The 10,431-nt window shown below is 56.4% G+C and carries 10 protein-coding genes and 1 pseudogene; 7 read left to right on the top strand and 4 right to left on the bottom strand.

Annotated features, from left to right (window positions below):
* Positions 1-293 (bottom strand): annotated as a pseudogene (locus T370_RS26300) (DNA primase family protein); the annotation flags it as partial.
* A 567-nt stretch (positions 294-860) separates the two neighbouring features.
* Here T370_RS26300 and T370_RS0110990 point away from each other — a divergent pair.
* The 3 genes from T370_RS0110990 to T370_RS0110980 all read left to right on the top strand — a co-directional run bounded on the left by T370_RS0110990 (position 861) and on the right by T370_RS0110980 (position 2,664).
* Positions 861-1,148 (top strand): hypothetical protein, encoded by a 288-nt coding sequence (locus T370_RS0110990; protein WP_005026731.1) that lies wholly within the window; start codon positions 861-863, stop codon positions 1,146-1,148.
* Positions 1,148-1,816, top strand: coding sequence for a thermonuclease family protein (locus T370_RS0110985; protein WP_029435749.1), 669 nt, complete (start codon positions 1,148-1,150; stop codon positions 1,814-1,816). Before T370_RS0110990 ends, T370_RS0110985 begins: the two co-directional genes overlap by 1 nt.
* 65 nt (positions 1,817-1,881) lie before the next feature.
* Positions 1,882-2,664: a class I SAM-dependent methyltransferase gene (locus tag T370_RS0110980; RefSeq protein WP_009378684.1), complete on the top strand. Its 783-nt coding sequence runs from the start codon at positions 1,882-1,884 to the stop codon at positions 2,662-2,664.
* 226 nt (positions 2,665-2,890) lie between these two features.
* Here the strand turns inward: T370_RS0110980 and T370_RS0110970 are convergent, their stop codons facing one another.
* The 3 genes from T370_RS0110970 to T370_RS0110960 form a co-directional block, all read right to left on the bottom strand.
* A complete protein-coding gene (locus T370_RS0110970; protein WP_029435748.1) occupies positions 2,891-4,273 on the bottom strand; it encodes a sensor histidine kinase in 1,383 nt (460 codons plus the stop codon).
* Positions 4,266-4,958 carry a response regulator transcription factor gene (locus T370_RS0110965; protein WP_016360837.1) on the bottom strand — a complete coding sequence of 231 codons (693 nt, stop codon included), beginning with the start codon at positions 4,956-4,958 and terminating at the stop codon, positions 4,266-4,268. Before T370_RS0110965 ends, T370_RS0110970 begins: the two co-directional genes overlap by 8 nt.
* 91 nt (positions 4,959-5,049) lie before the next feature.
* On the bottom strand, positions 5,050-5,424 hold the full coding sequence (locus tag T370_RS0110960; RefSeq protein WP_029435747.1) for a YgiW/YdeI family stress tolerance OB fold protein: 375 nt from the start codon (positions 5,422-5,424) through the stop codon (positions 5,050-5,052).
* A 320-nt stretch (positions 5,425-5,744) separates the two neighbouring features.
* Between T370_RS0110960 and T370_RS0110955 the strand changes: the two genes are divergently transcribed.
* The 4 genes from T370_RS0110955 (at position 5,745) to T370_RS0110940 (ending at position 10,189) form a co-directional block, all read left to right on the top strand.
* Complete coding sequence (locus T370_RS0110955) at positions 5,745-6,455, top strand: Crp/Fnr family transcriptional regulator (protein ID WP_029435746.1); 711 nt, start codon at positions 5,745-5,747, stop codon at positions 6,453-6,455.
* A 224-nt stretch (positions 6,456-6,679) separates the two neighbouring features.
* Positions 6,680-6,922, top strand: coding sequence for a 4Fe-4S dicluster domain-containing protein (locus tag T370_RS0110950; RefSeq protein ID WP_005026716.1), 243 nt, complete (start codon positions 6,680-6,682; stop codon positions 6,920-6,922).
* Positions 6,923-6,965: 43 nt separating this feature from the next.
* Entirely contained in the window at positions 6,966-8,642 is a 1,677-nt protein-coding gene (locus T370_RS0110945) for an FAD-dependent oxidoreductase (RefSeq protein ID WP_029435745.1), read from the top strand.
* Positions 8,643-8,803: 161 nt separating this feature from the next.
* Positions 8,804-10,189, top strand: a complete 1,386-nt coding sequence (locus tag T370_RS0110940; RefSeq protein ID WP_029435744.1) for an SLC13 family permease — start codon at positions 8,804-8,806, stop codon at positions 10,187-10,189.
* Positions 10,190-10,431 lie beyond the last annotated feature (242 nt).

Here is a 10,431-nt window from a genome sequence, read left to right as displayed (position 1 = left end):
TCACGCCAGTGGTGTCCATTCCAGACGAGGAAGCGCTCCCAATGCTTGACGTAAACGATCAGACCACGGTGCAATCTGTTGTAGAGCTTGGCGTCACCGATGCCGTTCTCTTGCAGGTATGCGATCAGCTCATCCACGGGGATGTCGGGGGCCTTCACCCTTATGGGATGGTAGAGCGACTGGCGGAGCGTCCGATCCTGCTCTACCTTTGCAAGCATATTTTTCTCTGAGGCGTTGAGCGTTTCGGCCTCACACCGCTTTTTGACCTGCCCGGCATATTTGTTCTTTTTCATCATAGCACCTTAATTTTATTTGAAATAAATATGCCAAGTTTTTAGGCAGCAGCTAACATCCCCAGAAAACATCTCGTTATTTCGGGGAGTTCATTTCGCAAGTCGCGGCCACAGTATGGGGTCGAACCGCCGTTGGGAGATCCCACGGGCCGGAAGGACCCGCGAGTTAGGCGTAACCTAGGGCTAGCCAAAGGACTTTTGTGGACGTGCCTTGTGTGAGAGAGGGGATAAGGGGAGAGAGCTAACCGCCGAGGAAAAACAGCTAGGTTAGCAATAAGTAAGCATCTAATGGTGGGTATATGTTCTCTCTTGATGCAATAATCTTTAATATTCAAATAGTTAATTGAATATATCCTGCATAAAAAAAGACTATATTTCAGTCTGTTACAGACAGAAAAAATTTTGTCCAGTGGGACGAAGCCTCGACCGGTTCCGGACCCTTCATTTCATTCCCGTTCCTTGTTCCAGCCATTTTCTTTCGGACTCTTGCGTATAGCTACGAAACACGTTAGGAGAAACTTTCATTTTAAAAGCCACTGTGCGCAACAGCGTGGCGAAAGGACTGTTATGAGCAGCACACCAGACGAAATCACTATTGAATACGAAGAATCCGGGCAGATCCTCATCAAGGAACTGGACAAGGTCATCCTCTCCAAGGGGGCATGGACGACAATCCTTTTCCGCTATCAGGAGCTCGACGCGGAAACGGGCGAATACGGTCCGGACAAGTATGCTATCCGCCGTTATCAGAAGTCGGGGGGCGAATACCGCCAAAAGTCCAAATTCAACATATCCAGCGCGGAACAGGCTCGCAAGATCGTGGATGCCCTCTCCGGCTGGCTCGCGGACGCTTGATGCACACCCTTGCCCAAATGCTTTCCGCCGTCCTCGTGACGGCTTTTTTCTTTTTTCAGACGGCCATCGCCCATGCGGACGGCTTGTTTTCAGCCACCGTGACGCAGTGTACGGACGGAGACACGCTTGTGCTTGATACGGGACAGCGCGTCCGGCTTGCCGGAGTCGATACCCCTGAGAAAGGCTCCAAGGATACCCCGCCCCAGTATTATGCCCGCGAGGCAGCGCGCTTCACCTGCGAGCGGACACGGAAACAGCGGGTCAAGGTCATCCCGCTTCCCGGGGCATCCCGAGATCGGTATCAAAGGCTTGTCGCGGAAATCATCCTTCCCGACGGGCGTTCCCTCAATGAACAGCTTCTCCAGCAGGGCATGGCTTCTTTTTACGCGCACAAGAACCTCCCCAGCCAGTTGGTACGCCGCCTGACTGCGGCTCAAAAGGACGCACTGGACAAGCGCGCGGGCTGCTGGGGGTTCATCCTGACCCGCCCTCAGGCTCAGGAGCCCTACATCGGCAATAGGAACAGCAAACGTTTTTTCTCCAAAGCATGTCTGCGCACGGCCAATATTTCGAAAAAAAATCAAATCCGCTTTTCGGATCTCGAAGAGGCGTTCAGGTCGGGCTATGCGCCGGCAAGACCATGCGGCATCTGGCCGTCCGCAGAGTAAGGGGCTTTCCTGCACTCCACCAAAAGGATACTCTGTTCTCATGAATACAGAACGTGGAGGCAAAGATGTGGAACGCCGAAACAGCCCAATTCCTGCATAACTGGTATGCAACGCCTGAGGGAACCTATGCCATCACTCAGGAAAACCGCCTTTTTCAACACTTGATCTCTCAGTGGCCCCGACGCGGGCATACGCTTCTGGACATAGGGTGTGGAGCGGGTATCTTTTTGGAGATGCTCTGGCACTATGGATTTGATGTCACGGGGCTTGATACCGGTACTGACCTGCTCGACATGGCGAGGGAACGGCTGGGGAACCGGGCTGAATTCCAGCTGGGCCGCCCGGAACATCTCCCTTTCGACGATGAAGAATTCGATTACGCAGCTCTGCTCACCGTGTTGGAATACGTGGACAACCCGGAAGACGTACTGCGCGAAGCCATCAGAGTTTCCCATCGCGGCGTCATCATCGGTTTTATGAACAGTTTTTCGCTCTATCAGATACAAAGGCGCCTGCACCGTCCCACCCTTGAGTACAGGCACAGACGCCATAACCTGAATTTCTGGTCGCTGGCCCGTATGGTCAGGCGAATCCGTCCCAAGGCCACCCTCTCTTTCCGATCCGTATTGCTTGGCCCGCCAAACACATGGAAGAAAGAAGGGCTTTGGGGGAAGATCAACAGCCTGCAAACGCCGCTGCCCATCGGGGCATATCTCGGCCTCTGCATCGACACCATGCCGCGTGTCCCCCTGACGCCTTTACTCCTTCGCGCCAAAGAGAAAGCGTTCAAAGTCTATACGGGGCTCCAGCCCGAGGCCAGCCGGGAGGGGGCTCCTTCCCGTCCCTGATGGATGTCCCTCCTCTTGGGGTGCCCCCTTCAAAGAACGACAGTATTATCAGCCGAACACCTTCGGGAGAGATATGGCTCAGGCAAAGGGCACTCCCCCCGCCCTTTGCCCCATCACGGCAGCGGCGCTCCTGCGACTGAAAACGGCCATAACCGCCCCCTCTCGGCCTGGCTCATCATCAAAAGGCTTCATCAGCGTATTTCCTTAGAGTGTCGCAGCCCCGGCCCTACCCTTGAGAGAAGCGCACACGAAAACGGTTTCCGCCTTCCCAATGCTCGTGCGCCACTTTCCAGCCCAAGCGTTCACAGCCGCGCAGCACAAGAGAGAGCCCCAGCCCGCTTCCGGGGCTTTTGCTGGTCCCGCGCACGCCCCGTTCAAACATGCGTGCGCGCACATCAGGATCGATGACGGGAGCGGTATCCGTCAGAAGCATTTCATCCGCACGGAACTCCAACAGAATGCGGCCCTGTTCGGTATAGCGACATGCGTTGTCGAGCAGATTGTGCAAAACCATGGCGGCCAACTCAGGGCTTCCCAAAACCGTCAGACGGTCGGGCAACAGACTGGAAAAGGTGACAGGCCTCCCTCGCAAGCGCTCCCGGATCTCCACCTCCTCCTGCCTCGCCAGCACACACAGATCGAAAGGCCGGAACTCCAACTGCTCCGGCTTACGCGCAAGAAGCAGCATTGTACCGACCATCGCCGTCATGGACGCAACAGTCCGCTGCATTCTGCCCACAATCGGAAGCAGTTTGTCATCTCCGCTCAAGCGGCTTTCCAAAATCTCCACCCCGCCCTGCAATACGGTCAGCGGAGTGCGCAACTCATGGCTGACGTCCCCAGTGAACAGCTGTTCCCGGTTCAAAAACTCTCGCAAGGCCTGCTCCCTCCCTGCGAAAGCCCGCGCCAGATCACCGACCTCGTCATCCCGAGAACACAATAGGGTGTCATCCAGTGCTTCGCCCCGGTTGACCTTGCCGGTCAGCTCGACAAGCGGCGAGACCAGCCGACGGCTCAACCAATAAGCCAACAATCCCGCCCCGATCAGGCTCCCCACGACACATGCCAGCGCAATATCGGCCATCACCTCTTCCAAGTCGTCAAGGTCCTTGATCTTGCCGACAATGGCGTACTCTTGCCCCTCCTTGTCCCGGTATGTCATGGCATAGCGATCCCGTTTGATGCGCACGAGCTCACGCACCTTGGAACGCTCCGGACGCAAATCATCAGGAATGGCTTCCCCGACGTACCATTTTACCTTCAGTTCCTTTGCAAGCAGCTCGCTGTCCACGGAAAGCCTTTCTCCCTTACGGAGAGTGCGCCCTTCCTCAGCAGCTATGAGCAAACGCATGATCGGTTCCATGTGCCACCGGATGACATGTGTAATCGCATAGTCATACGAAAGGTAGGCGCTCAGGCTGAATATCCCTCCGGTGACCAACGTCAAGACGAGGAACGCCTCCGCGATGCGCCTGCTGAGCGAACGTGTCCTGACTCGCCGCGCCACCCGATTGCGCAATGCCGCCAGCGGACGGAAAAGGAATATTGCCCGCCACAAGGCGCTGCAACCGGCACAAAGTCCATTGAGAAACGACGATGTTTTATTCATGCCGAACCAACGTATAGCCTACATGCGGGATCGTCTTGAGGAGCGGACAGGTAAACGGTTTGTCCAGCTTCTGGCGCAATTCATGGATATGGGTACGCAAGGCATCGCTGTCCGGCGGAAAATCCCCCCAGATGGCTTGTTCAAGTTCCGTTCTGGGGACGACGGCCGGAGCGGCCCGCAGCAATGTCTCCAAAATGACGAACCCTGTTGGGCTCAAACGCAGGGGAACCCCGCTCCGGGTTGCGCTGTGGGCCGCGGGATCAAGCTCAATGTCTTCCCAACGTAAGACGCTACGGGTCTGCCGCCCCCGCGCACGGCGCACCAGCGCACGCAACCGGGCGTCCAGCTCCTTCATCGAAAACGGCTTGACCAGATAGTCGTCAGCTCCGCAATCAAGCCCCGTCACACGATCCGCAACCGTATCACGGGCCGTCAACATGAGAATCGGCGTCGGATCGACATGTTCTTCCCGTAAAGCCCGGCACACCGCCAACCCGTCCATCCCCGGAAGCATGATGTCCAGCACGATGACGTCAAAGGTACCCGCCACCGCCATCTCCAATCCGATATGGCCGTTGGCGGAACAGTCGAGCTCATAGCCGAGAGGTTCGAGGAACGCGTACAGATTTGCGGTAATATCTTGGTTGTCTTCAATAATCAGTGCACGTATCCGGCCTGCTTCCATGCGCTCCTCCGCTTCCCTCAAACGGTCTTCCGGCAATGCCATAAACAAAAGGCGGGCACAGAGAATCTCCGCGCCCGCCTTCCCGAACGAACTACTTCACGATTTCAAGATACCGCACGTCCACTTCATTGGCGCGCCCTTGCTTCTTGTGATCCACTTCGCCCGTCAGCCTCACCCGCGTCTCCGGCGTTACCCTATTGGAACCAAAGATCCGCTGGCCGATTTCTACCGTTATCTTTCCGGAATCATCCTGAAATACATACTTGTTTTTGCTGAGGCGTTCCAGAATATTCCCTTCCAGCGTGCAGGTGGTATCATCAAGGGCATTTTGTACCTGCGCCGCTTTCGTAATGGTCTGAGGGCCGGGGCCAGCGAATCCGCCGGTACTGGCATTAGGTCCCTCAAACCCCGCGAAAGCGGGAACTGCCAAAGCCAAAGAAAGCAGCAAAGCCATGATGTAACGCATACGGATACTCCTTTATGGGGGTTCTCATTCATTGGTGAAGCTATCATGCTACACAGGGCGTGAAGAGAATGTTAAGAGCAAAAAAAGATTCTCTCAAGCGCCCTCCCGCACTCTTCGCATCTTCATCACCATGCGATGTCCTTTTTTCTCACTGAATTTGCAGTAAAAAAACGGAGCGGCCGGAATGCGTTTTTTTGCGGCCTCCGGCGCGCTCCACAACCACCGACTGCATCCGCCCCGAGGGAACTCCCGCTCCGTTGAGGCGGGCCCTTGTTTTCCACCCGGGACTATTGCACACTTTATACTCTGGAGGTGCAATCATGGCCAAGCACGACAGTATCCCCGTTTCATCCAGCAAGCTGCCCCTGTTCGCCCCATTTGCCGTTCCAAAGATCGGAAACATGGCTACGGCATGGCACGAGATACTGCATCTTGGCACCAAGCAGCGCCACTCCGCCGGAAGCATCGTCAAGGTTGAGGGCGAAACCTGTTTCGATCTCTTTTATATTGATGAAGGAAAAGTCCATGTGGTTTTCGACACGATCGACGGCAGGATGCGTTCGGTCGTTTCCTTTGAGCCGGGAAGCATCTTCAACCTCGCTCCCGCGGCCACCCGGTGTGAGGCATCCGGGCAGTATCAGTGCATGACCGACGCCGTGATCTGGCAAATTCCGGGAAAGGTACTGCATGATCCCGTTTTCGCCGCCCGGTATCCCAACCTCATGCTTTCCGTTATCGAGTTGCTCGGCACGCTGGTCCTCACCTACCATACGTATCTCACTGACATGCTCATGAATGATTTCGTCACCCGTTTCAGCCGCTTTCTCATTTCCCTCAGCCTTGAACGGGGTTCCGATGAGTTCCCTCTCGGCATGACGCAGGAACAGCTCGCTTCCGTGTTCGGCGTCCATCGCGCTACACTGGCGCGGGCAATCCAGCACCTCAAACAGGAAGCCATCATTGCCTGCTTTACCTGCCGCCGCGTGGAAATCATTGATATGGAACGGCTGCGCCATATGGCGCACCTATAAAGCCCGCCTTTTCGTGAAAAAATATCCATTTAGCTTGTTTTTATTTTAATTAAATTATTTCAGTGTAATACAAAAAATCCCGTCATTCTTCATGACGGGCTTTTTTGCGTTTTGTCGCATATGCGATAGTCGCACTCACCCATGTTGTGAAAGAAAGAACGCATAACGACATCTCATGATACCCCAACTTCGGAAAACACCGTTTTGCTCAGGAGGAAACGAATATGCCCCCAGTCATCGACAGGACCAAATGCATTGGTTGCGGCATGTGCGCGGACGTGTGCCCGCTCCAAGTCTTTCGCCACGATCCCAAGAAAGACAAAATTCCTGAAGTACGCCGCCCCTATGAATGCTGGCATTGCAACGCCTGCGTTCTTGATTGCCGGGCCAAGGCGATCGAGCTTCGGCTTCCTCTGACGCACATGTTGCTCTATGTGGACTCCGATTCCCTCAAACCCAAAGAATAACCCCGCAGCATCAGCATCCTTTTATCACTCGGAGGCAATCATCATGATCCCCATTAAAGAAAGGCTGGAATCGGACGTTCTCATCGTCGGCGGCGGCATCGCCGGACTTATGGCCGCTATTGCGGCGGCGGACAAAGGCGCGAGCGTAATCCTGCTGGATAAGGCCAACACGAAGCGCAGCGGGGCGGGAGCCACGGGCAACGATCATTTTCTCTGCTATATCCCGGAGAAGCACGGCACCATCAATGTGGTGTATGAAGAATTTATGGACAGCCAGAACGCCACCAGCAACGACACGCCGCTTGTCATGCGTTTTCTGGAAACCAGCCCCACGATCGTCAACATGTGGAATGACTGGGGCATCAACATGAAGCCTACCGGGGATTTCCACTTCGAAGGCCATGCCTATCCGGGGCGTCCAAAAATTTTCCTCAAGTATGACGGCCACAATCAAAAAAAGGTGCTCACGGAACAGGCCAAGAAACGAGGCGTCCGTATCGTCAACCACTCGCCCGTGCTGGAACTGCTCCGCGACGATAACGGCATCACCGGCGCCCTGGCCCTCGATATTTCCTCCGACGAGCCGGCCTATCGTATCGTGAAGGCCAAAGCCGTAGTGGTCGCCACGGGATACGTCAGCCGTCTGTTCACGACCGATCCCACGCCGAGCCAGATGTTCAACACGAACATGTGCCCTTCCGGAACCGGTGACTCCATCGCACAGGCGTGGCGCTTGGGAGCCCATCTCGTCAATATGGAAAAGACCTACCGCCATGCCGGGCCCCGTTTCCTCGCCCGCTGCGGCAAGGCCACATGGATCGGCGTCTACCGGTATCCCAACGGCAAGCCCATCGGCCCGTTCATCACCAAGCCCAACGTGGAAACCGGCGACATGACCAGCGACATCTGGGCGTCCGCCTTTACCGATCTGAAGCTCAACGGCACGGGCCCCGCCTATATGGACTGCTCCGGCGCGAGCCCGGAAGACCTCGAGCATATGCGCTGGGCCATGCGGTGCGAAGGGCTCACCGCGCTGCTCGACTATATGGACAAGGAAGGCATCGATCCCGGCAGACATGCCGTGGAATTCGGGCAGTACGAAGCCAACCTCTGTACCAACGGCATCGAAATCGACATCAACGGCGAAAGCAATATCCGCGGCCTGTTCGCGGCGGGCGACATGATGGGCAACATCAGCGGCGATATCGGCGCTGCGGCGGTCTACGGCTGGATCGCGGGGCATCACGCGGGGGACTACAAAACGCTCGGTCAGCCCGCCGATGTGGACGGTGCGCCTTTCTGCCAGGAGCGCATGGCATTCTTCAGCAGCCTGTATGAACGCAGCGGCGGCGCGTCATGGCAGGAAGCGAACTTCGCTCTCCAGCAGATCATGACCGAATACGCGGACTGCGGCCCGCACCGCCTGCGCTCCGATACGCTGCTGACGGCAGGTATCAAATATATCGGCGACCTGCGAAAAAAAATCAATAAGGAAATGTCGGTATCCGATGCCCACGAACTGATGCGCGCTGCGGAAGTGCTCAACCTGCTCGATCTCGGCGAAGCGCTCATGATTGCGGCACGCGAACGCAAAGAAAGCCGGGGACGTCATTTACGGGCCGACTTCACCTTCACGAACCCTTTGCTCCGCGACAAGTTCCTTCGCGTTTGGCAGGAAGGCGGCACGCCCCGCACGGCATGGCGCGACCGCCTGAAATAGGCTGTACGCCGGGGAGAGAACCTCCCCGGCCCCGCCACACGGCCCTTTTCCCCCAATTGTTTTCCAGAGTTCCGCCAACCATTCCAAAGCATATCCCCGGTAAACGCCTGTACATTCCTGTCCGGTCAAGCCATTTTTCCCTCATACCAACAGAGGTCGTTATGAATCCCGTTCAGGCTCTCAAATGGACCATGACCCTGCTTATCCCTTGCGGCGTCTACTTCCTTTCCCCGCAAGACGTCTCGCCGCATTTCCCGCTGTACATGGGGCTTACCAGCGCCGCCATCATAGCATGGGCGCTCAATGTATTCCCCGCCATCGGCGTGGCGGCCATGCTCACGTTCGCCTATATCCTTTGCGGCGTGGCGGATGCCGAAGTCGTATTCGGGCCGTGGGCCACCGTGCTCCCGTGGCTGAGCTTCGCTGCGGTCATCATTGGTGAAGGCATGGAAAAGACGGGGCTGGCCAAGCGGCTGGCCTTGCGATGTCTCAAGCTGACGGGCGGCTCCTTCAACGGCCTTGTGGCGGGATTCTTCCTCGCCGGGCTTGTGCTCGTCGTCATTCTTCCTTCCATCCTCGCCCGCGTCGTCATCTTCTGCGCCATCGCAGTAGGCATTATCCAAGCGCTCCAGCTCGACGCCAAGTCCCGCATGTCGTCCACCATCGTCATGATGGCTTTCTTTGCGGCGGCGGCCCCGCAGTTCATGTTCCTGCACTCCTCGGAATCCTTCATCTGGGCTTTCGGGATGATGCTCAAGGGGACGGACAAGACCGTCAACTTCTGGGACTATGCCTATCAGGCAACATTCATCAATTTGATATACTACGCATTGTCGATGGCGACGGTCTATATCGTAAAGGGACGCGAAACGCTCGTCTCCGGAGCGCACTTCTCCACGTTCATCGAGCAAAGCTGCCGCGAAATGGGCCCCATCCAGCCGCGTGAAATCAAGCTGCTGGTCCTCGTCTTCGGCATCATCCTCGGCTTCATGCTGGAACCCCTGACCCATATCGATCCCGTATACGTCTGTTGCGTGCTGGCGCTCCTGAGCTACCTGCCCGGCATCAATGTCCTTGACCGCGAAAGCTTCAGCAACCTGAACATCGTATTCCTCGTGTTCATCACGGGCTGTATGGCTATCGGCTTTGTGGGCGGTAGCGTCGGCGCGAACAAGTGGGCCGTGGCGAGCATCGTGCCTCTGCTTCAGGGATGGGGCGAAACCATGTCCGTCGTATGCGCCTATGCCGCCGGGGTCGTCATCAACTTCCTGCTCACCCCGCTTGCGGCGACGGCCGCGTTTACGCCCGCCTTCGGAGAGCTGGGGACAGCCATGAACGTAAACCCGCTCCCGCTGTTCTACGCATTCAACTTTGGCCTGGACCAGTACATCTTCCCGTATGAAGCCGTTTACTTCCTCTACATTTTCATCACTGAACGGGTCCTGCTCCGCCACATCGTAACCGCCTTGGCGATCCGTATGCTCATCGTAGGGATCTTTGTCGTTGTGGTTGCCGTCCCCTATTGGAACGGTATCGGCCTGATGTAGCGCACTCGGAAATGGAGGGAGCCCTCTGTGGGTTCTCCGGTTCACCTTTCCATTGCCGTCGGCCAGCTGTGTTGCCCCGGATAGATTTCCGGGGCAACATTTTTGTTTATGCTTTACAATAGGCTTCCACCGTCCTCATTCTTTTCGCTGTCAAAACCCCCGGCAAAGCCGGGGGCTTGAAACGCGGTAACCGCTCAAAGCGGTTTTTGCTATTCGCCTACGGCGAATTACAGCAGCTTAAG

Origin of the sequence: Bilophila wadsworthia ATCC 49260, assembly GCF_000701705.1 — a bacterium.
Taxonomy (GTDB): domain Bacteria; phylum Desulfobacterota; class Desulfovibrionia; order Desulfovibrionales; family Desulfovibrionaceae; genus Bilophila; species Bilophila wadsworthia.
Note: the sequence above shows the minus strand (reverse complement) of the source record. Positions and strands in the feature narration are given on the sequence as shown.

What these genes read in the sequence shown, in the direction of transcription:
- T370_RS0110990 (WP_005026731.1), top strand. Translation starts at nt 861, where the DNA reads ATGAGCAGCACACCAGACGAAATCACTATTGAATACGAAGAATCCGGG.
- T370_RS0110985 (WP_029435749.1), top strand. Translation starts at nt 1,148, where the DNA reads ATGCACACCCTTGCCCAAATGCTTTCCGCCGTCCTCGTGACGGCTTTT.
- T370_RS0110980 (WP_009378684.1), top strand. Translation starts at nt 1,882, where the DNA reads ATGTGGAACGCCGAAACAGCCCAATTCCTGCATAACTGGTATGCAACG.
- T370_RS0110970 (WP_029435748.1), bottom strand. Translation starts at nt 4,273, where the DNA reads ATGAATAAAACATCGTCGTTTCTCAATGGACTTTGTGCCGGTTGCAGC.
- T370_RS0110965 (WP_016360837.1), bottom strand. Translation starts at nt 4,958, where the DNA reads ATGGAAGCAGGCCGGATACGTGCACTGATTATTGAAGACAACCAAGAT.
- T370_RS0110960 (WP_029435747.1), bottom strand. Translation starts at nt 5,424, where the DNA reads ATGCGTTACATCATGGCTTTGCTGCTTTCTTTGGCTTTGGCAGTTCCC.
- T370_RS0110955 (WP_029435746.1), top strand. Translation starts at nt 5,745, where the DNA reads ATGGCCAAGCACGACAGTATCCCCGTTTCATCCAGCAAGCTGCCCCTG.
- T370_RS0110950 (WP_005026716.1), top strand. Translation starts at nt 6,680, where the DNA reads ATGCCCCCAGTCATCGACAGGACCAAATGCATTGGTTGCGGCATGTGC.
- T370_RS0110945 (WP_029435745.1), top strand. Translation starts at nt 6,966, where the DNA reads ATGATCCCCATTAAAGAAAGGCTGGAATCGGACGTTCTCATCGTCGGC.
- T370_RS0110940 (WP_029435744.1), top strand. Translation starts at nt 8,804, where the DNA reads ATGAATCCCGTTCAGGCTCTCAAATGGACCATGACCCTGCTTATCCCT.